General features: G+C 62.7%; 17 protein-coding genes. 10 read left to right on the top strand and 7 right to left on the bottom strand.

Annotated elements, in window-relative coordinates:
• Window positions 1-3: 3 nt before the first annotated feature.
• Genes CEC48_RS00545 through hflK (CEC48_RS00530) form a run of 4 tightly spaced genes read right to left on the bottom strand, consistent with a single transcriptional unit; the run spans window position 4 to window position 5,866 of the window.
• Window positions 4-1,899: a cation-translocating P-type ATPase gene (locus tag CEC48_RS00545; protein WP_088421968.1), complete on the bottom strand. Its 1,896-nt coding sequence runs from the start codon at window positions 1,897-1,899 to the stop codon at window positions 4-6.
• Window positions 1,896-2,930 carry a protease modulator HflK gene (gene hflK, locus CEC48_RS00540; RefSeq protein WP_088421967.1) on the bottom strand — a complete coding sequence of 345 codons (1,035 nt, stop codon included), beginning with the start codon at window positions 2,928-2,930 and terminating at the stop codon, window positions 1,896-1,898. The genes CEC48_RS00545 and hflK (CEC48_RS00540) overlap by 4 nt, the downstream gene beginning before the upstream one ends.
• The gene (gene hflC, locus CEC48_RS00535) at window positions 2,927-3,925 is read right to left on the bottom strand and encodes a protease modulator HflC (protein WP_176438642.1); all 999 of its coding nucleotides are present in this window, start codon (window positions 3,923-3,925) and stop codon (window positions 2,927-2,929) included. Before hflC ends, hflK (CEC48_RS00540) begins: the two co-directional genes overlap by 4 nt.
• 9 nt (window positions 3,926-3,934) lie before the next feature.
• The gene (gene hflK, locus CEC48_RS00530; RefSeq protein ID WP_088421965.1) at window positions 3,935-5,866 is read right to left on the bottom strand and encodes a protease modulator HflK; all 1,932 of its coding nucleotides are present in this window, start codon (window positions 5,864-5,866) and stop codon (window positions 3,935-3,937) included.
• 184 nt (window positions 5,867-6,050) lie between these two features.
• On the opposite strand from hflK (CEC48_RS00530), the gene CEC48_RS00525 reads away from it, so the two are divergent.
• The 7 genes from CEC48_RS00525 (at window position 6,051) to CEC48_RS00495 (ending at window position 12,268) form a co-directional block, all read left to right on the top strand.
• Window positions 6,051-6,671 carry a CDP-alcohol phosphatidyltransferase family protein gene (locus tag CEC48_RS00525; RefSeq protein ID WP_088421964.1) on the top strand — a complete coding sequence of 207 codons (621 nt, stop codon included), beginning with the start codon at window positions 6,051-6,053 and terminating at the stop codon, window positions 6,669-6,671.
• 10 nt (window positions 6,672-6,681) lie between these two features.
• Window positions 6,682-8,436, top strand: a complete 1,755-nt coding sequence (locus CEC48_RS00520) for a bifunctional alpha/beta hydrolase/class I SAM-dependent methyltransferase (protein WP_088421963.1) — start codon at window positions 6,682-6,684, stop codon at window positions 8,434-8,436.
• 3 nt (window positions 8,437-8,439) lie between these two features.
• Window positions 8,440-9,738 carry a phosphatase PAP2/dual specificity phosphatase family protein gene (locus CEC48_RS00515; protein WP_088421962.1) on the top strand — a complete coding sequence of 433 codons (1,299 nt, stop codon included), beginning with the start codon at window positions 8,440-8,442 and terminating at the stop codon, window positions 9,736-9,738.
• Window positions 9,728-10,171 carry a hypothetical protein gene (locus CEC48_RS00510; RefSeq protein ID WP_088421961.1) on the top strand — a complete coding sequence of 148 codons (444 nt, stop codon included), beginning with the start codon at window positions 9,728-9,730 and terminating at the stop codon, window positions 10,169-10,171. Before CEC48_RS00515 ends, CEC48_RS00510 begins: the two co-directional genes overlap by 11 nt.
• Window positions 10,172-10,180: 9 nt before the next feature.
• Window positions 10,181-10,801 (top strand): 1-acyl-sn-glycerol-3-phosphate acyltransferase, encoded by a 621-nt coding sequence (locus CEC48_RS00505; RefSeq protein WP_088421960.1) that lies wholly within the window; start codon window positions 10,181-10,183, stop codon window positions 10,799-10,801.
• A 1-nt stretch (window position 10,802) separates the two neighbouring features.
• Window positions 10,803-11,735 (top strand): phosphatidate cytidylyltransferase, encoded by a 933-nt coding sequence (locus tag CEC48_RS00500; RefSeq protein ID WP_063033761.1) that lies wholly within the window; start codon window positions 10,803-10,805, stop codon window positions 11,733-11,735.
• Between the two features lie 332 nt (window positions 11,736-12,067).
• Window positions 12,068-12,268: a DUF3077 domain-containing protein gene (locus tag CEC48_RS00495; RefSeq protein ID WP_088421959.1), complete on the top strand. Its 201-nt coding sequence runs from the start codon at window positions 12,068-12,070 to the stop codon at window positions 12,266-12,268.
• Window positions 12,269-12,409: 141 nt separating this feature from the next.
• Here the strand turns inward: CEC48_RS00495 and CEC48_RS00490 are convergent, their stop codons facing one another.
• A complete protein-coding gene (locus CEC48_RS00490) occupies window positions 12,410-12,883 on the bottom strand; it encodes an Lrp/AsnC family transcriptional regulator (RefSeq protein WP_088422221.1) in 474 nt (157 codons plus the stop codon).
• 145 nt (window positions 12,884-13,028) lie between these two features.
• Between CEC48_RS00490 and CEC48_RS00485 the strand changes: the two genes are divergently transcribed.
• The 3 genes from CEC48_RS00485 to pbpC all read left to right on the top strand — a co-directional run bounded on the left by CEC48_RS00485 (window position 13,029) and on the right by pbpC (window position 21,859).
• Window positions 13,029-13,658 (top strand): LysE family translocator, encoded by a 630-nt coding sequence (locus CEC48_RS00485; protein WP_088421958.1) that lies wholly within the window; start codon window positions 13,029-13,031, stop codon window positions 13,656-13,658.
• 79 nt (window positions 13,659-13,737) lie between these two features.
• Window positions 13,738-19,581 (top strand): alpha-2-macroglobulin, encoded by a 5,844-nt coding sequence (locus tag CEC48_RS00480; protein WP_088422220.1) that lies wholly within the window; start codon window positions 13,738-13,740, stop codon window positions 19,579-19,581.
• Entirely contained in the window at window positions 19,562-21,859 is a 2,298-nt protein-coding gene (gene pbpC / locus CEC48_RS00475; RefSeq protein WP_088421957.1) for a penicillin-binding protein 1C, read from the top strand. Before CEC48_RS00480 ends, pbpC begins: the two co-directional genes overlap by 20 nt.
• Here pbpC and CEC48_RS00470 read toward each other — a convergent pair whose 3' ends face one another.
• Together CEC48_RS00470 and CEC48_RS00465 are read right to left on the bottom strand one after the other, a co-directional pair.
• Window positions 21,860-23,026, bottom strand: a complete 1,167-nt coding sequence (locus tag CEC48_RS00470; protein ID WP_088421956.1) for a hypothetical protein — start codon at window positions 23,024-23,026, stop codon at window positions 21,860-21,862.
• The gene (locus CEC48_RS00465; RefSeq protein ID WP_088421955.1) at window positions 23,023-23,604 is read right to left on the bottom strand and encodes a LemA family protein; all 582 of its coding nucleotides are present in this window, start codon (window positions 23,602-23,604) and stop codon (window positions 23,023-23,025) included. Before CEC48_RS00465 ends, CEC48_RS00470 begins: the two co-directional genes overlap by 4 nt.
• Window positions 23,605-23,745 lie beyond the last annotated feature (141 nt).

Raw genomic sequence — 23,745 nt, 5'->3', positions numbered from 1 at the left:
AATTTATTCGTCCAGTTTCAACAACGGCTCCTGAAACCGCAACAGACGCCCCGCATTACCCAGCACCAACAGCGTACTGAGGTTGTGCAACACCGCCGCAATCATCGCCCCCGCTGCGCCCAGCCAGCCAAATGCAGCGAACACCACGATGGCCAGCGTCCAGCCCAAACCGATGATCACGTTGACCTGCAACGTGTGCCGGCACTGGCGGCTCAGGCGTACGCAAGTGCCCAGGCGCCGCAGGTCGCTGCCGATCAGCACCACGTCCGCCGACGCCAGGGCGATATCCGCCCCGCCCGCGCCCATCGCCACACCGACCACACCGGCCTTGAGCGCCAGGGAATCGTTGATCCCGTCGCCCACCACCATCGGCCGGAAGCCGCTGCCGATTTCCCCCAGCACGCGGTTGAGTTTGTCTTCCGGCAAGGCCTGGGCTTCGACATCACTGATGCCCACTTCCAGCGCCAGGCTGTCGGCCACGCTTTGGCGGTCGCCCGTCAGTAGCAGTTGGCGACCAAGGCCGAGTTCACGCAGCTCCTTCATCGCCTGGCGGGCTTCAGGTTTAACGCTGTCCGCCAGCAACATCCACGCGAGGAACTGCCCGTTCAGCGCCAGCCCGGCAATCGGGCCGTCGTGATTAGGGACCACCGTGGTCGCGATACCCAATTGCTCAAACAATTCCGGCCGACCAAGAGCGGCTTCGCCCTGACCCGTCTGCGCCACCACACCAAGGCCCTGACGCTCGCGAATATCCGACAGCACCAGCATTTGCTCTTGCGTGGCCAACCCCGCCAACGCCCGGCTCACCGGGTGGCTGCTGGCCGAGCCGAGGCTGGCCGCAAGATTGAGCAGCACTTGCCGATCCGGCTCCGTAGTTTCGATGGACTGCAAACGCAGGGTGCCAAACGTCAGGGTGCCGGTCTTATCGACCACCAGTGACGTCAGGTCTGCCAACTCTTCGAGAAACGCCGAGCTGCGAATCAGAATGCCGTGACGCGCCGCGACTGCAATGCCTGCAATCGCCGTGGCGGGTGCCGACAACACCAACGCACACGGGCACGCCGCCACCAGCACCGCAAGCATCGCCTGGGCGTCATTGGTCACGAACCAGGTCACCGCCGCCAGCAACAACACCAGCACCATGTAACTGCCGGCGTAACGTTCCAGCAACCGGGTGATCGGCGGCTTGGAACGTTCAGCGCTCTGCATCAGGGCGATGACTTTGCCCAGGGTCGACTCATTGCCGGTGCGGGTCACTTCAAGGCGCAGCAGGCCGTCGAGGTTGATCGCGCCACCAAACACCTGCACGCCAACACTCGCCTCCAGCGGCACCGATTCTCCGGTGATCGGCGCGGTATCCAGGCTCGCCTGGCCCGACAGCACCACGCCGTCGGCGGGCACCCGGTCACCGGCGCGCACTTCGACGATATCGCCGGTCTTCAGGATACCGTTGTCGACTTCCAGAATGGTCCCGTCAGCCTGCACCAGGCGCGCATGGCTGCGGGTCAGTTTGCCCAGCGCGTGAATCGCCTCCTGGGAACCGATAACGCTGCGCTCTTCCAGCACATGGCCGAAGATCATGATGATCGGCAGCAGCGCGGCGGTCAGCAGGTCGCCGGTGGCCCAGGCGCCCAGCATCGCCAGCGCGATCAATTGGTCGGTGATGCCATGCAGGCTTGGATAACGCAGGCTGTACCAGGCCGAGCGCATAACGGGCACCGCCACCAGCAACGAGGCGACACCCAGCAGCAGTTGGCTGACGCCAGTTTGGTCCGGCGCCAACCAACGCCATACCAAGCCGAGGCTGAGCAGGCCCAAGGCGAGCATCGCCAGGGTCAGTTGCCGGGCGGCGCTGCGTTGTTCGGCCGATGAGAGCATCGGGGCTGCGTGGGCGGTCATTGTTCGGCTCCCTGAATGATCAGGCGGGAATCGTCTTTAGGGTCGACCGTGGTGACAGAACCGGCCTGACCGAGAATCTTCGGCAGGCGTTCGCGGTACAGGCGCAGCAACAGGCCGGGGTCTTTAACCTGGGCCAGGCTGGCGACGGTAGCGGTTTGTGCCTGGGCGTTGGCCAGGCGCTCGCTGGCCTGGGCGTGGGCCACCTGCACGGCGCGGTCGGCGTCCTGATTGGCAGTTTGGGTAAGTTTTTCGGCGTCGGTGCGGGCGTTGGCCACGGCCTTGTCGGCTTGCTGGCTGGCGGTCAGCACCGCGTTGAAGGCGTTGACCGCAGGGCCCGGCAGGCTTGATTGCACGTCGACACGAGTGACTTCAATGCCCAGGCCAAGCCCGGTGGAAGCCAGGTCGGCCAGGCGTTGGTTGATGCCTCGCACCAGGTCACCGCGCAGGCGCTCTCGGCGTTCGGCGGCCTGGTTATCGGCGCCGATCAGCTCGGGGCGCGCCACCAGAATGGTGTCCAAATCCCGCGCGGCGGTCAGCACCACGGCGCTGCGGGTGACCAGCCGATCCAGGGCCGGTAGAACATGATCGCCCTGCAACACAAAGGCGTAGGGCTCGGTGACTTTGTAGAACACCCGCACATCCAGCTGCACCACGCCGGCATCGCCGGTCAGCAGGTAGCCAGAGCCGGCCAGCGCATCGCTCAGCGGCGTGGCAAAACTGGCCACGCGATCGGCTTGGGTGGCCGCATCGGAACGCAGCAGGTTTTCCACCCGCCGCTCAATCACCCGGTCCGCTGCCGGCAACAACACCACCTGCTCGAACGGACGCGGCCAGGCCAGCAGCAGCCCGGCATTCTGAATCCGGTCCAACGCGCCGAAGTGCAGCACCACGGCGCGGTTCTGCGGGTCGATCTGGCGCACATTGGAAAACGCCCACGCCAGCGCGGCCAATACCGTCACCGCATACAACGCCAGAAACGTCAGCCGTCCAGCCTGGATCCACGGGCTGTCGAGGCTTTCCCGCTCACTCATGGCTGGATATCCTTCGGCCCATCCACCAATGCACGGAACGGCGCCGCGTCGGTGCGCAGGATGATTTTAGTGCCCTGCGTGACCACCGTGCCGAGGGTGTCGAGGGAGCGCAGCAGGTTGTACAGCTGCGGATTGCCGGCATAGGCACGGCCATAAATCTGCGCAGCTTCCACCCGCGATTGCGCTTCGATATCGGCGGCTCTCACCGTGGCATCGGCCTGGACGATTCGCGCATCACGCTCGGCGGCAGAACGAATCTGCGCCGCTTCACGCTTGCCCACGGCAGTGCGTTCGGTGGCGATGGTCTCGCGCTCGGCGCGCATGCGGTCAACGGTGGCGGCCAGGGTCACCGAGGGCAAGGTCAGCCGTTCGACGCCGACCTGCACCACACGCACGCCATAGGTGGTGAGCAATTGTTGATCAATCTGCTGGCGCAGCTGCGCTTCAAAATCGGCAATGCGCACTTGGCTGGCGTCAGTGTTCACCAGGTTGGCCAGGTCGAAACTGGCGGCGGTGGTTTCCAGCGCCGAGCCGACAAAGGTGCGAATCTGCCGCGCCGCTTCATCCGGCTGGTTCTGCACCGCGCGCATAAAGCGTTGCACGTTGTCGGCATCGCCCTGCACCTGCCAGGCCACGTAGGCCTGCACGATTATCCGCAGGCCATCGCGGGTGCCCACATCCTGCAAACCGCTGGAGGTGGTGCGCAGGCGCAGGTCCACCGGAATCGCCGCTTCGAACGGCGCCGGCCAGCGCCAGCCCAGGCCCGGTTCCAGCAGTACCCGCGACGGGTTGCCGAAGCGGGTAATCACCGTGGCTTCACCGGAACGCACCTGCACCAGGCTGGCAGCGGCGACGGCAAACAGCACCAGCAACACCGCCCAGCCCATACGCCGCCAAGGGAACGGGCCGGCTTCTTGTTCATCACCGTGGTGGTGATGATGGTGGCCGTGGTGGTGACCATGGCCTGCGTGATCGTGAGAATGAGCGCTCAACAGATGAACTCCTTATTGAACGGCTTTACGCGGCACCGCAGGGTCGGCCGGTAAGGTAAAGGAACGCAGATCGATGGTCGGTGCGCCACTGGCGCCCAAGCGATGATCAAGAATGAGTAATTTGGCGTGGGCCAGGCCCAGGCTCAGTTGGCTCAGGTACTGCTCCAGCACGAAGGCCTGGCCGGCCTGCTGATAGGCCTTTTGTTCGGCACTGAAGCGCAGGTCTGCCGCCTGGGCGCCGGCACTGACCTCATGGGCCGTGGCCTGGGCCTGGTCGCGGGCAGTGCTGGCTTGCAGCAACGCCTGGTTGGTCTGCTCGCTGGCGGCGCCGCGCTCCCGGGAGATCAGCGCCTGGGCGCCAATTTGAGCGGCTTGCACCGCGTGGTAGGCATTCGCCGCACCGGATGGCGGGTGAATGGCTTCCACCACGGTAGCGAGGATTTCCACACCGCTGTCGAGTTTCTTCAGGTCCGCTTGCACGGCCTGGCCAATTTCATCGGCGAGGCTGTTGCGTTGTTCACCGAGCAATTCGTCGAGGGTGCGCGAGGCAAATTCGTGGACCAGAATGCGGCTGGCGGTGCTGCGGATCAGCGTGGGCACATCGGCACTGTTGTAGGTGGCGGCCAGTGCAGCCTGATCGGTCAAGCCGATACGGTACACAAAGCGCACATCCATATTGACGATCTGGAAGCTCTGCTTGTCGCCACTGCTGCTGGCGATCACCTGGGCTTTGTCATTCACATGGCTGGCGTCCCACAAGCGGTTGGCAATCAACGGCGCCGGGCCTTCGGCGGGCGCGACGTCGGTGTTTGCCGTTTCGCCAACACTGGCGGCCAGCTCATGGACCACACCGTTTTCCACGTTCAGCACCCGGCCCAGCGGCCACGGCAAACCGGCATGCAGGCCAGGCCCGAAGACCTCCACCGGCTTGCCAAAGCGTTCATAAATCCCACGGCTTTGCAGGGCGACTTCATGCACGCCAGTCAGCAACCAGCCTACGGCCAACACCACCACCAGCACCGGCAGGAATGCCCGGCGCATGTAGGTAAAGGCCCAGATTTGCCGCAGGTCGATGCCGAAACGGTTGTGCAGTTCGTGCTGCAAGGCGAGCAGCGGTTGTGGCGGCCAGCGCAGCATTCCGGCGATAAAACTTTGCGCCATCAGGCGCGGTTCAAGGCGCTGCTGGCGAGGGCTGAACAGCGACAGCAGGCCTCGTAACAGAAACTCCAGCGCCACCAGTGCCGGCAACAGGCCGATCAACACGGCCAGGCGCAATGGCCACACGGATTCTTCACCGGCAAACAGCAGGCAAATCGCGCTGATCACCAGGCAGATAATCGCCACCCGGCTCAGTTGCGCGAGCTGCGTGGCTTCCGGCCATTGGGCGGTGCTTTCCTGGGCCATGCGCCGTTCAAACACCAGCAAGCCGAATGCCAGCGCCAGGGCAATCGCAGCACCCACGCTTGCGGCCTGGCCCAACGCTGCGGCGGGCAACGTCAGGCTCCAAAACTCCAGGAAGCTGAACAGTGCCAGCAACGACCAGCCGCACAGCCAGAAGACCGGCGCGCCAATCTGCACCAGCAAGCCACTACCGACGCGGCCAAACAGGCGGTTGAGCCAGCCAGGTTCTTCTTGTGGCAGCGGCTGTTCGATCAGCAGTGCAGCCGGCTCCTCCAGCGCCATGGCCCGCCAATCCGCGACCCACCACGCCGATTGCAAGCCGGCCACCAGCACCAGCAACGCCGAGGCACAGTTGATCAGCACCACCGGCCAGATCGACAGCGGGGCGAACAGCGCCACAAACAGCGCCAGCATCCAGCCGCCAACCGCCAGCACCGTCAGGCCAATGCCGGCCTGCCTTAACCGGCGGGCATGAAACAACCCTTGCTGAAAACGCGGCAGCCCTTCGATAGCCACGTCATCAGCGTCCAGATCCACTCGCATCCCCAAACGCCCACCCAGAAACAATTAGTTACTCTATAACCCAAAGCGTGAAATTTTTGTTTGGTTTCACGGAGATAGTGACGAAACCCCCAGAAACAGGAGCCATCACTGGTTTCAGCCGTGATAAATCGGCACACTCCCCACAGTTTTTCGCGGGCTTACGGACAAGGAAGCGTCACTCCCCATGATTTCGATCTATCAGCTTAAACCGCGTTTTCAAAACCTGCTGCGGCCTTTGGTGCAGCGCCTCTACGACAACGGCACCACCGCCAACCAGATCACCGTGCTGGCCGGGGTGGTTTCCCTGTTGGTGGGATTGCTGATCGCAGGCTTCGCCCAGCATGTGTGGCTATTTGCGCTGATCCCACTGTGGATGATCCTGCGCATGGCCCTCAACGCCATCGACGGCATGCTGGCACGGGAATTCGGCCAACAATCGCGGCTCGGCGCCTACCTCAATGAACTGTGTGACGTGATCGCCGACAGCGCGCTGATCCTGCCGTTTGCGCTGATCCCTGATGTCAGCCTGGCGCCGGTATTGCTGGTGACGCTGCTGGCGGTGTTCAGCGAATACGCGGGTGTACTCGGGCCGATGGTCGGGGCTTCGCGGCGCTATGACGGGCCCATGGGCAAGAGCGATCGGGCGTTTGTGCTCGGCGTGCTGGCCACCGGTGTGGCGCTGGGCTGGCTCGGTGCCGGTTGGGTCGATGCGGTGATGTGGCTGGTCGCGGCCTTGCTGGCCTACACGATGGTCAACCGCGTGCGCCAAGGCCTCAAAGAAGAACAAACCTCCCCTTCTGCATAAGGATTTTGCGATGCGTGAACAGCAAGAGCACACCTTCAGCACCCATGACGGGGTGGAGCTTTTCTACCGTCATTGGCCCGCCACTGCGCCCGCAGGCTTTGCGCCACGCAAGGCGATTTTGCTGTTCCATCGGGGCCACGAGCATTCCGGGCGCATTGCCCACCTGGTGGACGAGCTGAACCTGCCGGAATTCGACTTCTTCGCCTGGGACGCCCGCGGCCATGGCCAATCCCCTGGCGAGCGCGGTGACAGCCCGAGCTTCGCCACCAGTGCGCGGGACGTGCAGACCTTCGTTGACCATATCGGCGCCAGCTACAACATCGAGGAAGAAAACCTCGCGGTGATCGCCCAAAGCGTCGGCGCGGTGATTGCGGCGACCTGGGTGCACGACTACGCGCCGAAGATTCGCTCGCTGGTGCTCGCCTCCCCCGCGTTCAAGGTCAAGCTCTACGTGCCTTTCGCCCGGCCGGGCCTGGCGTTGATGCGCAAGTTTCGCGGCAACTTTTTCGTCAACAGTTACGTCAAGGCCAAGTTCTTGAGCCATGACCCGGAGCGCGTGGCGTCTTACGACAGCGATCCGCTGATCACCAAAGCCATCTCGGTGAACGTGCTGCTGGGCCTGTACGAAGCCGCTGACCGGGTTGTAGCCGATGCCCAGGCGATTCAGGTGCCCACCCAACTGTTAATCTCCGGCTCGGACTTTGTGGTGCACCGCAAACCCCAGCAGCAGTTTTTCGACCGCCTCGGCAGCTTGAAGAAAGAACTGCACATCCTCCCCGGCTTCTTCCACGACACCCTCGGTGAACGTGACCGCGCCGTGGCCTTGAGCAGCGCCCGGCGCTTTATCCTGCAGAACTTCGAGCACCCGCTGGACCGCGCCAACTTGCTGGATGCCGACAAGATCGGCCTGACCTGCGCCGAATCCGAATCCCTGGCCGCGCCGTTGCCGCGCAACTCGCTGCGCGACCTGTACTGGCGCATGACCCGCGCCAGCATGGGCCTGGGCAGCAAGCTGTCGGATGGCGTGAAGCTTGGTTTCGACACTGGCTTCGACTCCGGCAGCACCCTGGACTATGTGTACCGCAACAAGCCCACCGGCAAAGGCGGGCTGGGGCGGATGATCGACACCAACTACCTGAACTCCATTGGCTGGCGCGGTATTCGTCAGCGCAAATTGAATGTCGAAGAATTGCTGCGACTGGCAATGGGCAAGCTGCGGGACGAGGCTCGCGAGGTGCGTATCGTCGACATTGCCGCCGGGCATGGTCGGTACATTCTGGAAGCCTTGCAGGGCGTTTCGCCGCTGCCGGAATCGATCCTGTTGCGGGACTACAGCGACATCAACGTGCGTGACGGTGGCGCGCTGATTCGTGAGAAAGGCCTGGGGGATATCGCCCAGTTCGTCAAAGGTGATGCGTTTGACCGGGCGGATCTGGCGGCGTTGGAACCCAAGCCAACGTTGGCGGTGGTGTCGGGCTTGTATGAGTTGTTCGCGGATAACGCGATGGTCGGCGGGTCGCTCGCCGGTTTGGCCGAAGCCGTGGAGCCCGGTGGCTACTTGGTCTACACCGGCCAACCGTGGCACCCGCAACTGGAACTGATCGCCCGCGCCCTCACCAGCCACCGTCAGGGCCAGGCCTGGGTGATGCGCCGGCGCAGCCAGGCGGAAATGGACCAACTGGTGGAAGCTGCCGGTTTCCGCAAGATCACCCAGCGCGTGGATGAGTGGGGGATTTTCAGCGTGTCCCTGGCACAGCGGGTCTGACCTATGCGTGAACCTGGCCTGTTAAAACCGGCGGTGCTGTGGCTGCTGTTGTTGGCGCCGCTGTTTTTCAGCACCTACGGCTTTGCTACGTGGGTCACCAGCCAGCGCAGCGACGTGGGCACGATGGTGTTCGGCTGGGAAACCCATATCCCGTTCTGGGCCTGGACCATCGTGCCCTACTGGTCGATCGACCTGCTCTACGGTTTCTCACTGCTGCTGCCCAGTACGCGCCATGAGCTGAAACAACACGCCTTGCGCCTGCTGACGGCCCAGGTGATTGCGGTCACTTGCTTCCTGATCTGGCCGCTGCGCTTCACCTTCGAACGGCCGGAGTTGGACGGCGTATTCGGCTGGTTGTTTGCGGTACTCGCGGGGTTCGACAAGCCGTTCAATCAGGCGCCGTCGCTGCACATCGCCCTGCTGGTGGTGCTGTGGATAATGTACCAACGGCATAGCCAGGGCCTGTGGCGCTGGGTGGTGCATGGCTGGTTCGCGTTGATCGGGCTGTCGGTGCTGACCACTTATCAACATCACTTTATTGACTTACCCACAGGCGCCCTCGCCGGCTGGCTGTGCGTGTGGCTGTGGCCGCTGGAACATCCGAGCCCGCTGCTGAATGCGCAGTTGACCAGGGACCGGCAGCGCTGGCGGCTTGGGTTGCGCTATGGCTTCGGGTCGTTGGTGTGTTTGATCCTCGCGTTTACCCTCGGTGGCGGTTGGTTGTGGCTGATTTGGCCGGCGGTTTCCCTTGGGTTGATGAAGGCGAATTATCTGGTGCTGGGGGTTTCGGGCTTTCAAAAGCGCGCCGATGGACGACTCAGCCCGGCGGCGCGTTGGCTATTTGCGCCGTATCTGGCGGCGGCCTGGATCAACTCACGCCTGTGGACACGTAAACATCCACAGCCCGATCAGGTTGTGGATAACGTTTGGCTGGGGCGAATTCCTACGGGCAGCGAGCTGGATTCATTCAAGGCCGTGGTCGATCTGTGCGCCGAATTACCGATTAATCCACAGGGCCGCGCCTATTACAGCCTGCCCGTGCTCGACCTCACGCCGCCCACTGCGGTGCAATGCCTGGAAGCCGCCCAAGCCATTGAACGGCTGCGCTCAGCCGGCCCGTTGCTGGTGTGCTGCGCTCTCGGTTACTCACGCAGCGCCACCGCCGTGGCTGCGTGGCTGCTAAATACCAGGCGCGCAAGCGACGTCGACGAGGCGGTGGCTATTATTCGTACAGCACGCCCGCGTGTGGTCCTGCATCCCGCTCACCGTGAAGCACTTGAGGGTTTAGCCCATGCCCGCTGACATGGAATTACAAGTCGTCGCCAGCCTGCTGCGCCGGGGCCGCTCCCTGGACCAGTTATCCACAGGCCTGACGTTGCTCGGTGTGCTGTTCGGCCTCGCGCAACTGCTGATGGCGAGCATTACGCCAATCTGCCTGATCCTCAGCCTGTGGATGATTGTGCTCGGGCTGCTGCAAAAGTATTGGGCGTTGCGGGTGGCCTTCGATGCCGACCTGTTCGCCTTGCTGGCCCGCGACACCGAGCGCACGCCCGATTTTGATCAGGCCATGCAAACCCTTGGCCTGCAATCCGCCAAACGCGCGGGCCGGCCCTGGACCGAGCGCCGTCGCGGCGCCCTGAAACTGTTGCGCAAGCAAGCCTACCTGCTGGCGGCGCAAGTGCTGCTGACCGTGGCCGTCATCCTGGCCAGCCCTTGGCTGCCCTTCGCCGGATAAGGAATCCTCATGTTCGAACCCGTGGTCGCCACCCTGATTACCTCCATGGCCCGCACCGTCACCGGCGCCCGCAGCCTGTGGCTTGGCTGTGCGCCCGTGCCGGTGCAACGCATCTACTACGCCAACCACAGCAGCCACGGAGATTTCGTGCTGCTGTGGGCATCGTTGCCACAGAACCTGCGCAAATTCACCCGCCCGGTGGCCGGCAGCGACTACTGGAACACAAGCGCCCTGCGCCGCTACATCATCAACCGGGTGTTCAACGGCGTACTGATCGACCGCGAGCGCAAAGACCCTGTGGATAACCCCTTGCAACCCATGCTCCAGGCCCTGGAAAACGGCGACTCGCTGATCATCTTCCCCGAGGGAACGCGCAACCTGGAAGACGGCTTGTTGCCGTTCAAATCGGGGCTGTATCACTTGGCGAAGAGTTATCCACAAGCCGAGTTGATCCCGGTGTGGATCGCCAACCTCAACCGGGTCATGCCCAAGGGCCGCGTGCTGCCGCTGCCATTGCTGTGCACCACCAGTTTCGGCGCACCGCTGCAACTGGAGGACGGCGAAGACAAGGCACTGTTCCTCGCCCGCACCCGCGACGCCTTGCTCGCCCTCGCCCCGGAGCATTCCTGACATGGATAGCCAAACCCTGATGTTGTTCGGCGGGATCGGCGCGATCCTGGTGCTCGCCTCGCTGATCGGCCTGATCCTCAAACTACGCACCCGTGGCACGCCCAACGCGGTGATCGACAACCTTAACGCGCGCATCAACGCCTGGTGGGTGATGGTGGTGGTGATCGGCGTGGCCTTCTGGCTCGGCACCGGCGCGGTGATCCTGCTGTTTTACGCGGTGTCGTTCTATGCCCTGCGGGAATTCCTCACGCTGACGCCCACCCGGCGCAGCGATTACCCGGCACTGGTGGCGGCGTTTTACCTGGCCCTGCCGCTGCAATACCTGCTGATCTACTTCGACTGGTACGGGCTGTTCTCGATCTTCATCCCGGTGTACGTGTTCCTGCTGCTGCCTATCCTTGCTTCATTGGGCGGCGACAGCACGCACTTCCTGGAACGGGCGTCGAAGGTGCAATGGGGGCTGATGATCGCGGTGTTCTGCGTGTCCTTCGTGCCGGCGCTGCTGACCCTGGATATCGTCGGTTACGAAGGCCGCAACCTGCTGCTGATCGCCTACCTGGTGATTGTGGTGCAGCTGTCGGACGTGTTGCAGTACGTGTGCGGCAAGCTGTTCGGCAAACACAAGATCGCGCCTAACTTGTCGCCTTCGAAGACGGTGGAAGGGTTTGTCGGCGGGATTCTGTTGTCGTCGCTGATTGGCGCGGCGCTGTGGTGGACCACGCCGTTTAATCCCTGGCAGTCATTCCTGATTGCGCTGTTGATCAACCTGCTGGGGTTTGCCGGCGGGATTGTCATGTCGGCAATCAAGCGCGACCGGGGCGTGAAGGATTGGGGGCACATGATCGAGGGGCACGGCGGGATGCTGGATCGGCTGGATTCGGTGTGTTTTGCGGCGCCGATTTTCTTTCATCTCGTACGCTACTGGTGGACCTGAAAACACCCACCTCCAACACGACTAAATTCCAATGTGGGAGCTGGCTTGCCTGCGATAGCGGTTTAGCAGTCAACATTACTGTTGAAGGTTAGTCAGTCATCGCCGGCAAGCCAGCTCCCACACTTTTTTGCGGTGTTTTCAAGGTTGCGACAACGTCTGAAACTGCCACGCTTGAGCGCCCCTTCCCTTTCCTTCGCAGGACATTTCCGAGAGAATCCCAGCCGTTTGTGCCCCGTCTTTTCGGCGTCTAGTCTGCGTCCATCACTGTCAATTCAGTGACCGGGTTTAGCAGCTCGAACGTTCAACATTGGGCGCACAATTGGAGTTATTCCATGACCAAAGTAACGCCCGGCCAGTCATTCCCTTTTTTCACAACGCACCCAGAACTCAGCTTCGAAGACGCCTTGGCCTATGCATCGGACCTGCTTCACTGCGCTCAGGAGTTGAGCGAAACTTCGCCTGCAGTCATGCACCTGGTGGAAATGGCCAAGGTAATGGTGGATAGATCGCTCGACTGCCTGCATCCCCAATAGCCCGACCACGCGCCCCCCTGTGGCGAGGGAGCTTGCTCCCGCTGGAGTGCGCAGCGCTCCCAAGATTTTGGGGCCGCTACGCTGCCCAGCGGGAGCAAGCTCCCTCGCCACAACAAGCGTCCTCATCACAATAAGAAATCATCAGCCGGGAAGATGCCCCAACGGCAACGCCCCCGGCGTCTTCACCGTCTGAATCGCAAAGTTGCTGCGGATGTCACTCACTCCCGGCAACTTCAACAAGCTTCCGGTCAGGAACCGCTCATACCCGCGCAAGTCCGGCACCACCACTTGCAGCAGGAAATCCGATTCCCCCGACACCAGAAACGCCGAAATCACCTGGGGCAGCGCCGTCACCGCCAACCGAAACGCCTCCGCCTGTTCATCGTTATGCCGCTCCACTTTTACCCCGACAAACACCGTCAGCCCCAACCCGACTTCATCCCGGTCCAGACTCGCCTGGTAACCACGAATCACCCCGGCCTGCTCCAGCAACCGCACCCGACGCAAGCAGGGCGAAGCCGACAGGCCAATCTCGTCCGCCAGTTGCACGTTGCTCAAGCGCCCATCCCGTTGCAGGGCCTCAAGAATCTTGCGGTCAAACGCATCCAGTTTCAGATTTGGCATAAGTGAAGTGTTTCGCCCGGTAAAGGTGGCAGATTGTGCCAAGACTAGACGCTCTTCCGGCTGACTACGCAAGCACCTGCCCCCGCCTTCGCCCCTAAAATTGCCCTACGAATCACGTACCGCAAGGGGCAGGCACATGGCAGAACTCTGGTTGTTTTTAGTCGCGTTGGCGGTGGTATACCTGTTACCCGGCCCGGACATGATCCTGCTGCTGCAAACCGGCGCCCGTCAGGGCAACGCGATGGCACTGGCAACAGCTGCGGGTTTGGGCCTGGCCCGGGCCTGCCATGTGGCGTTGGCGGGGATGGGCCTGGCGACGTTGTTCAAGGTCGCGCCCTGGACCTTCGATGTGGTGCGTCTGGGCGGTGCGGCGTATCTGCTGTGGATCGGCGTGCAGTGCCTGCGCTCAAACCTGCTGCCTAACCTGAACGCCGAGGACGGAACCGTACCGACGCACGCCTGGCGTGAAGCCTTCCAACGCGGCCTGCTGACCAACCTGCTCAACCCCAAGGCGCTGCTGTTCTGCTCCGTATTGCTGCCGCAATTTATAGATCCCCACGGCGCATCGGTGACGGCGCAGTTCGCAACGTTGGGCGCGATTCTAGTGGCCGTCGGCCTGGCATTCGACAGTTGCTACGGCCTGGCCGGCGCCCGAATCGGCCGTTGGCTGGAGCGCAGCCCGTCGGCCCAGCGTCTTCAGCAATGGCTGTTTGGCAGTCTTTTGATCGGTTTTGCGATACGCCTCACCTTCGTGCAGCAAGCCTGAGCTGCACGGCGTATTTGCCGTCATCTTTTGTATCAAAGAGACGTGTAAGATACGCGACACATTGCCAGGGATGCTCACCATGTTTGATTCGTTCAAAGCGACCAGCCGCCGTTTTTTCGGGGCCTTAATCTCAGTGGTGAGTGTTCTGTTCAACGCCGTGCGATGGCTGGCGCGCAGCCTGTTCGGCCAGTGGCAACCGCCGCGCTGGCTGCAAGCCGCAGGCAACGGCCTGGTTAACGTTGGCCACAAGGCCCAGGCTTATCCGCGCCAGGCCGCAGGCGGTGTACTGGGCCTGGTATTGGTGGTGGCCGCAGGCTTTTATGGCTGGCATTGGTATTCCCACCTGCCGCAGCCCCATACCGTGGGCTATTCGCTGCACAAGCCCAACCTGACGGATTACACCCAGCCGCAGCCGGTTGTGGATAACTTGCAGGTGCGCTTCTCCGAATCCGTGGCACCGCTGGCGGCCATTGGCAAACCGGTCACCGAAGGCATTACCCTCAAGCCGACCATTGCTGGTACCTGGCGTTGGTCTGACGACCACAGCCTGGTGTTCACGCCGGAAAAAGACTGGCCCGTCGATGCTCATTACTCCATCGACCTGGCCAAGAAAAACCTGTTGGCCGATGGCGTGCTGCTCAGCCAATACAGCAGCCAATTCTCCACCCAGCCGTTCCGCGCGACGTTGACGCAAAACGAGTTGTACCAAGACCCAAGCAACCCGACGCAGAAGCAGCTGGTAGCGACCTTCCACTTTTCCCACCCGGTAGACGAAGACAGCGTACGCAAGCGTGCCTCGGTCACCCTCGGCAAAGGCCTGGCCTACCGCGATGCGCAACTGCCCAACCGCCCGGAAGTCACCTTCGACGAGCACAAGCTCAACGCCTTTGTGCGCTCTGCCGCCCTGGCCACTCCGCTGGAAAGCACCCCGGTCAGTGCCAAGCTCGATGAAGGCATCAAGGCCCGTGACGGCGGCAACGCCAGCCCTGCACCGTTGGTGGCCGAAGTCACCGTGCCCGGCCGCTATCGCCTGACCTTTACCGGCGCCGAAGTCAGCTTTGTCGACAACGAGCGTGGCGAGCCCGAGCCGGTGTTGATGTTCAGCAGCTCCAGCGCCGTGGCCGACGAGACCATCGCCAACAAGGTGCAGGCCTGGATGCTGCCGGAAAAAGCCCAGGACGATACCCGCCCCTGGAACCTGCAAGACATCGACGACAAGCTGCTGGCCAGCAGCACCAAGGTCAAGCTGACCCACGTGCCAAGCGTCGAACCGCTGAACACCCTGCACGCCTTCAAATTCAAGGCCCCGCCTGGCCGTGCCCTGTATGTGCGGGTACCGGCCAACCTGGAAGCCATCGGCGGTTACCTGGCGAAAAATCCGACAGCCTCCCTGGTGAGCATGCCGGCCTATCCGCGCACGTTGCAGTTCCTGTCCGACGGCGCCCTGCTCAGCCTCACCGGCGAAAAACGCCTGGGTTTCATGGCCCGTGGCGTGCCCGGCGCCCACGTAGAAATCGCCCGCCTGCTGCCCAACCAGTTGCAACACCTGGTGGACCAGAGCAGCGGCAGCTTTGCCCGACCGAATTTTGCCAATGACTACTTTGACCGGATGGTGGAGCGTCAGAGCCTGGACATTCCATTGTCAGCGGCTGACCCGTCAAAAACCGTCTACGACAACGTCGACCTGAGCAGCTACCTGACGGCCAACGGCGGCCGCCGGGGCATTTTTGTGCTCAAGCTCAGCCCACAGGACGACCCGGCCGATCGCACCTTCGAGTACTCGCACAACACCACCAGCGACCTGCGGTTCATCGTGGTCACCGACTTGGGCATCATCGCCAAGCGCTCCAGCGATGGCAGCCATGATGTGTACGTGCAGTCCATCGGCAACGGCTCGCCGGTGTCCGACGCCCAGGTCGACATCATCGGCCGCAACGGTTTGCCGGTCGCCAGTGGCCGTACCGACACCGAAGGCCACGCGCACTTTGCCAAGCTGGATGAACTGCGCCGTGAGAAAACGCCGTTGATGTATGTGGTCAGTCGCGGCAATGACCAATCCTTCCTGCCGATTGCCCGTCAGTCCCAGCAGCTGGATTTGTCGCGTTTTGATGTAGGCGGCCTGGAAGAAGACGGTGCGATCAATCGCCTCAGTGCCTACCTGTTTACCGACCGTGGCCTGTACCGGCCGGGCGAAACTGCACACCTGGGCATGATCGTGCGCAGCGGCGACTGGAAAGGCGCGCTGCAAGGCCTGCCGGTTGAGCTGCAAATCACCGACCCACGCGGCCTGGAAGTGATTCGCCAGCCACTGAAACTCTCCGCCAGCGGTTTTGAGACCTTCGACTTCCCAAGCAGCGAAGTCGCGCCTTCCGGGGACTACACCGCAACCCTGCAACTGATCGGCGAGAAGCAGCGACGCACCGACCTGGGCAGCGTCAGCTTCAAGGTCCGCGACTTTGAGCCGGACCGGATGAAAGTCAGCCTGAGCCTGCACGACACGCCGGTGCTGGGCTGGATCCCGCCGGACCAGGTGGTGGCCAAGGTCACCGCGATGCACTTGTTCGGCGCTCCGGCGGCAGGCCGTCGCGTCACGGCAAAAATGTCCCTGAGCCCGACGCTCGCAGCCTTTGATCGCTACCCGGATTACCGCTTCCGCCTGAATGATTCACTGGAAGAAGCCAGCTCCGAAGACCTGGCCGAAACCACTGTCGACGACAACGGCCAGGCCGTGCTGGACCTCAACCTGCAACGCTTCGCCAACAGCACCTACCGCCTGCAAGTGATGACCCAGGTGTACGAAGCCGAAGGCGGTCGCAACGTCGCCGCGCAAAGCGCGTTGCTGGTGTCGGCGGCGCAGTACCTGGTGGGTGTGAAGAGCCAGGATTCGCTGTCTTTCGTCGCCAAGGACGCGCCACGCCAGGTGCAATGGCTGGCCGTGGCGCCAGACCTCACGCCTGTCGCAGTCGACGGCCTGACCAGTGAAGTGGTCGAGCACCGCTACGTCTCGGTGCTGGTGAAGCAATCCAACGGCACCTACAAATACGAGTCGCGGATCAAGAACATCAGCCAACCGGCCTCACCGGTGGTGATGACCAAGGACGGCGCCAAACAAACCCTGAACACCGGCGCACCGGGCGATTTTACCCTGCAACTCAAGGACGCCAACGGCAACCTGCTGAACCAGATCGACTACAGCGTCGCAGGCCGGGGCAACACTTCGCGCTCCCTCGAGCGCAACGCCGAGTTGCAACTGCGCCTGGATAAACGCAGCTACGCCACCGGTGATGAGATCGCCATCAGCATTCGCGCGCCGTACACCGGCGCCGGGTTGATCACCATCGAGCGGGACAAGGTCTACACCCAGCAGTGGTTCAAGGCCGACAGCACCAACAGCGTGCAACATATCCGCGTTCCTGCGGGGCTTGAGGGCAATGCCTACATCAACGTGCAGTTTGTGCGGGACATCGGTTCGCCTGAGGTGTACATGAGCCCGCTGTCCTACGGCGTGGTGCCGTTCAGCATCAACCTGGATGCGCGGCGCATGGCGCTGAAAGTCGAAGGCCCGGCGAAGATCGAGCCGGGGCAGACCCTGGACATCAAGGTCAACGCCGACCGCCCTGGCCGCGCAGTGGTCTACGCGGTGGACGAAGGCATCCTGCAAGTGGCGCGCTACCAGACGCCAGACCCGCTGGGCTTCTTCTTCCAGAAGCGTGCGCTGGAGGTTGGCACCAGTCAGATCCTTGACCTGATCCTGCCGGAATTCAGCCGCCTGCTCAGTGGGGCAGCGCCCGGTGGTGATACCGAAGGCGCCCTGGCCAACCACCTCAACCCGTTCAAGCGTAAACATCAGCCGCCAGTGGCCTGGTGGTCGGGCTTGGTCGATTTGCCGGCCGGTGAAACCGTGCTGCATTATCAGGTTCCGGACAGCTTCAACGGTAAACTGCACCTGTTTGCGGTGGCCGTGGACAGCGACAGCGTGGGTGTCAGCGAGGCCAACACCGAAGTGCGCGGGCCGCTGGTGATCACCCCGAACGTGCCGGCCTTTGTCGCGCCGGGCGATGTGTTCAGCGTCAGCGCCGGGGTGTTCAGCAACCTGGAAGCCGCGGCGGACGTGAAGTTTGAAGTGCAGACCAGCGACGGCCTGCAGGTGCAAGGCGACAAGGCCAGCACCCTGGCGCTGCAACCGCGTAAGGAAGGCGTCGCCGAGTTCAAGATCAAGGTCGGGGAAAACCTCGGTTCGGCCGACTTGCGCTTCGTCGCGGTTCTGCCGGATGGCAAGCGTATCCAGGTGGCGGAAACCACGTCGATCCGGCCATTGAGCGAGCATCGGGTCGCCCTGAGCCTGGGCCGTTTCGACAGCGCCAGCAAAGAATTGAAACCGACCCGCGAGCTGTTCGGCCAGTTGCGCGATGTGCAATTGGGTGTCGCCGCTTCGCCACTGGTATGGGCTAACGGCCTCAAGCATTACCTGGATGACTACGGCTACGCGTGCACCGAGCAATTGGTGTCCAAGGCCATGCCGGCGTTGATCTGGGGCGGTAACGCGCCCGAGGCCGAGCAAGCCTTCAGCGGCGCGGTGCGCATGCTGCGTCAGCGGCAGAACCAGGCCGGTGGTTTCGGTTTGTGGGCGGCCAACCCGGACGTGGCGCCGTACGCCAGCCTGTACGCCACCGACTTCCTGATCGAAGCCAAGGAGCGCGGGCTGCCGGTACCGGAAGACCTGCTGCAACGCTCCAACGCTTACCTCACCGACCTGGCCAACGGCCCAAGTGAAGGCCTGTCGGAATTGCGCAACCGCGCCTACGCCAGTTACCTGTTGAGCCGTCAGGGGATTCTGGTGAGCGGCGCCTTGAGCGATATCCGCGAGCGCTACGAGAGCTACTTCAAGGACACCTGGCAGAACGACATTGGCGCAGCGTACCTGGCCGCCAGCTACAAGTTGCTCAAGCAGGATCGCCAAGCCGATACGTTGTTCCGCAAGGTGCCGTGGCTATCCCTGTCGGATAAGTGGGACAGCGATGGCCTGTATTACGACCCGCTGGTGCACGACGCCGAGCACCTGCATTTGCTCGCGCGGCACTTCCCCGAGTTGCTCGACGACGTGCCGGCAAGCCTGCTGGATAAACTCGGCAAGCGCCTCAACGAGCAACGCTACAACTCGCTGTCGGCAGCGCTGTTGCTGCGGGCCCTGGACAACTATGGCCAGCGCGCCCAAAGCGACATGACCCTCAAGGCCACCGCGTGGCTCAGCGACAAGCAGCAACAGTTGTTGCAGATGGCCGGCCAGCCGCCACGTGCGGCGGTGCCTGCCGGTACGCAAAAACTCCAGATGGAAAAATCCGACGGCCCGGCGGCGTTCTACATGCTGAGCGAAGCCGGCTATGACAAGGGCACCACGCTGAAGCCGATCAACAACGGCCTGGAAATCATCCACGAATACCTCGACCTCAAAGGCAACCCAGTCAGCAAGGTCGCAGTAGGTGACGAGTTCCTGGTGCGCCTGCGCTTGCGGGCCACCGACCGTGATCAGGTGCAACAAGTGGCCGTGGTCGACCTGCTGCCGGGCGGCGTCGAGCCTGTGTATAACTTGCCGCCAGAGCCGGAAGCGGCCAGCAGCGAGGAAAGCGAAGGTGACGATTCGGAGTACGTTGAAACCAGCGAAGACACCGAGGAAGCCGATGCCTGGCAAGCGCCGATCGGCGAGACCGACCTGAGCAACTGGCAGCCGGACTATGTCGACGTGCGTGATGACCGAGTGGTGTTGTACGGCACCGCGCTGCGGGATGTCGGCACCTTCGTGTACCGCGTGCGCGCCACCAACGCCGGTACCTTCAATACGCCACCGGCCTACGCCGAGGGCATGTACGAAACCACCCTGCAAGGACGCGGCAAAGTAGGCCAGCTTGAAATTACCAAGCCTTAAACGCCTGACGCCGCTGCTGGCAGCGGCGCTGATTCTGGCGGGGCTGCGGTTGTGGCCCCATGCACCGCTGGAACAGGCAGCCACCTCCTCACGGGTGGTGCTGGCCGACGACGGCTCGCTGCTGCGCATGACCCTGGCGGCTGACGGGCAATATCGCCTGTGGCTGCCACTGGAGCGGATTTCTCCGTCCCTGGTGGAAGCGCTGCTGCTCAAGGAAGACCGCAATTTCTACTGGCATCCGGGGGTCAATCCTCCGGCGTTGCTGCGGGCGGCCATGGCCACCTACAGCGGCGGCCAGCGCCAGGGCGGTTCGACGTTGACCATGCAGCTGGCCAGGCGCCTGTGGGATCTCAACACCCGCCAGGTACCCGGCAAGCTGGAGCAGATGGCCCTGGCGTTGTGGCTCGAGGCGCGTTACAGCAAGCACGACATCCTGGAGGCCCACCTCAACCTGGCGCCCATGGGCGGCAATATCGAAGGTGCCGAGGCGGCCAGCCGGATTTATTTCGGCAAGTCAGCGGCGCAATTGTCGTTGTCTGAAGCTCTGGCACTGGCAGTCATTCCCCAGCAACCCGGTCGCCGGGCGCGCTTCGGGCCATCGCTGCAAACCGCCCGGCAGCGGATGATGGCCGACTGGCGGGAAACTTATCCACAGGACCCGCGTAACGACAGTTTGCTGGACTTGCCACTGGAAGCCCGCAACCGCCAGCAGATCCCGTTTCTGGCGCCGCACCTGAGCGAACAGCTACTGGCGTCGCAAGCCGGCAACGAGCTGAACAGCACCCTCAACTTGCCGCTGCAACAATTGCTGGAACGCTTGATCACCGGCTTTATCGCCGAGCGCCGCAGCAGCGGTGTGGAAAACGCCACGGCGATCCTGGTCGACAGCCGCGACCAGAGCGTAAAAGCCCTGGTGGGCTCGGCAGATTACTTATCCACAGGCATCCACGGCCAGGTCAACGGCGTGCTGTCGCGACGCTCGCCGGGCTCCACCCTAAAGCCTTTCCTGTATGGGCTGGCGCTGGACCAAGGGGTGATCCACCCCATGAGCATCCTCAAGGACATGCCGAGTAACTTCGGCTACTTCCAGCCGGAAAATTTCGACGGCAGTTTTGTCGGTCCAGTGACAGCCCGCGATGCGTTGATCCGCAGCCGCAATATCCCGGCGGTGTGGCTGGCCAGTCAGACCAGGTCGCCGTCACTTTACGGCTTGCTGCAACGCGCCGGAATCAAGGGCCTGCGGGGCGAAAGCCATTACGGGTTGGCGCTGGCCCTTGGTGGCGGCGAGATGACGCCCGAGGAGCTGGCGCACCTGTATGTGATGTTGGCAGGTGACGGGCATTTACGGCCCTTGCGCTATTTGCAGGAGCAGCCGCAAACCACTGGCGCGCAGTTACTCACCCCGCAGGCCGCCTTTATGGTGCGCGACATGCTGCGGCGCAACCCGCGCCCGGACGGGTTGCCGGGACGCCACTGGCGCACGGCCTGGAAGACCGGCACGTCATGGGGCTTTCACGATGCCTGGAGCGCCGGCCTCGTAGGCCCGTACGTGCTGGTGGTGTGGGTGGGCAACTTCGATGGTCGTCCGAACCCTGAGTTTATCGGCGCGAAAACCGCGGCACCGCTGTTCTTCCGCATCGCAGACGCCCTGCCCCTGGCCTTGCCCAATGTGGTGATCAAACCCGATAAGCCGCCCGCCGGGCTGATCCGTATCGACGTTTGCGCCGCTTCCGGCGAATTGCCCAACCGCTGGTGCCCACGTACCCGCAAGACCTGGTACATCCCCGGCGTGTCACCGATTCGCGTGTCCAACCTGCACCGCCCGGTGCTGATCGACACCCGCACCGGCAAGGCCGCCTGCCCGCCGTTCGACCCGCAGTACACCCGTGAAGAAGTCTTCGAATTCTGGCCCAGCGATGTACAGCGGCTGTTCCGCGCCGCCGGGCTGCCACGACGTACGCCGCCCAATGTGCTGAAAAGCTGCCAACTCAATCGAACTGGCGACCAGAGTGAGGCGCCGCAGATTCGCTCGCCGCTGACCCAGGTCAGCTATCACCTGCGCCTGTCCCAGCCACAGGAAAGCATCCCGCTGAACGCCAACGCGGCCAGTGATGCACTGACGCTGTATTGGTTTGCCGACCAGACGCTGATCGGCCAGGGCCCGCCGCAAACCACATTGAACTGGCGGCCGGGTAAATCGGGAGAGTATCGGTTGCGGGTCACTGATGATCAGGGCCGTAGCGCCAGCCGGGGCTTGAAGGTGGAGTTTGTGCCCTGATCAGGCGTCTTCGTCGCCAAAACTGGCAGTGCCGGCGTCTTTTGTAAAATGCTTGTACGCCACCCCCAGCTTGCGTTGCTCAAAAATCGAGAACACCAGGGTGCCCAGCAGAATCATCATCCACACCAGGAACACCTTCATCGTGTCCACCTGGGCCACCACCAGCAGCAAGGTCACCACGCCGCCAATCACCATGCCCAGGCCCATCCAGGCGCCCAGCACACGGCCTACCGCCAGGCGCATGCCCTTGGGCAGCAACAGCCGCAGTGAGAGCAACACCACAAACATCGACAGCAAGAAGCCAAACGCGGCCATGAAGGGAATCACGAAGCCGTTGTCACGGTACAACCAGGCCAGAAAGCGATAGGCCGGGTTCAGCGCCGCCATTTGCTGGTAAGTGGCGGGGCCCGGCAAATGCAGCTGCGCAAAATGTTCCGGGGTCATGGCCATGATGCCGACACCGATCAAACCCACCACCACCGCGTAGAAGCCGCCCGCGCGCCACAGCGGCGCCAGCACCCGGCGGTTTTCCACATCCTTGGTCTCGGCCAGGCCGAACACCGCGTCACGTTGCCGGCCCTGGGCAATTACCGTCTTGCCCTCACGCTCGCAGGCGTCGCCAATCAGCATCACCTGCATATCCTGGGTGAGGAGGATTTCGCCCTGGCGACGGGAGTTGCTGATCCATTCGTGGTCGTCGGGGCGCTTCTTGCCGAACAGGTCGATGCCTTCGGCAATCACTGTCACTTCCCCGGTGGCGTCCTGCAGGCGGAAGTCATTGCAGCGAGCCTGCGCAGAGACCTGGCTCCAGCTCCAATCACCGTCCTTGTCTTTGGTGCCTTCCTCGATGATCCATACATAGCCGGCGCAAGGCTTGCCGCCAACCGGGGAGATCAGGGGCTTGTCGACGATCACCTTGCCGTTCACTTCCACCAGACCCATGGCCAAGGAGCGCATCTGGCTGGTGGCCAGACGCTGTTCGGTGCGATAGAAGTTGGGGCCGAAGCTGGCCAGCAGGCCGATCAAAATGCATACCGGGAAAAACAGCGCCACCAGGATCGTCGGGGCGTAGACCATCAGGCCGATAAAGCCGGCGAGAAAGACCAGTGCCACCAGGGTTTTCCACGCCGGCTTTTTCGCGACAACGCCTGCCTGAGTGGTTTTCATGCCCCCGGCACCTCAAGCTTCACGCCCTCGTAGCGGGTTTCTTCGGCGCTGATGGCCAGCAACGGGATGCGCTGGTAACCGAGCATCTTTGCGAAGAACAGATCAGGGAAAATCGCGATGGCAATGTTGTAGAGGTTGACCGACTCGTTGAAGAACTCGCGGCGGTCGGCGATGCGTTCTTCCACCGCCGAGATCGCCTGCTGCAACTCGACCATGTTGGGCCCGGAGATCAGCGTCGGATAATTCTCGGCCACCGCAATCACCGACTTGAGCGCCGTATTGAGCTGATTGGAGGCATCGACCTTATCGGTGAGGCTGCTGGCGTTGAGGTAGGCGGTGCGGGCGTCGCTGAGGCGGGTGAACAGCGCGTTCTCATGGTTCATCGCGGTTTGCACCACGCGCATCAGGTCGGGAATCTGGTCAGCCCGTTGCTTGAGCAGCACGTCGATGTTGGCGAAGGCTTTATCCACATCGTTGCGCCGCATCACCAGGCCGTTGTAGACGCCTACCAGCCAGCCGAACAGGCCGACCACAATAATCAGCACCACGATACCGGCGATCAGCAGTTCTATGTTCATGGTGACGGCATTCCCTGGCTAGTTATCCACAGGGCACATTCTAGGGGGAAAGCGGGGGAATACTCCCGGAATTAGTCCACAGAAACGGCAAGACCCGATGCCCGGTAGGCTGAAAAAGCAAAACCCCCGAATATCGGGGGT

This window comes from Pseudomonas sp. K2I15, from assembly GCF_002204795.1.
Taxonomy (GTDB): domain Bacteria; phylum Pseudomonadota; class Gammaproteobacteria; order Pseudomonadales; family Pseudomonadaceae; genus Aquipseudomonas.
Note: the sequence above shows the minus strand (reverse complement) of the source record. Positions and strands in the feature narration are given on the sequence as shown.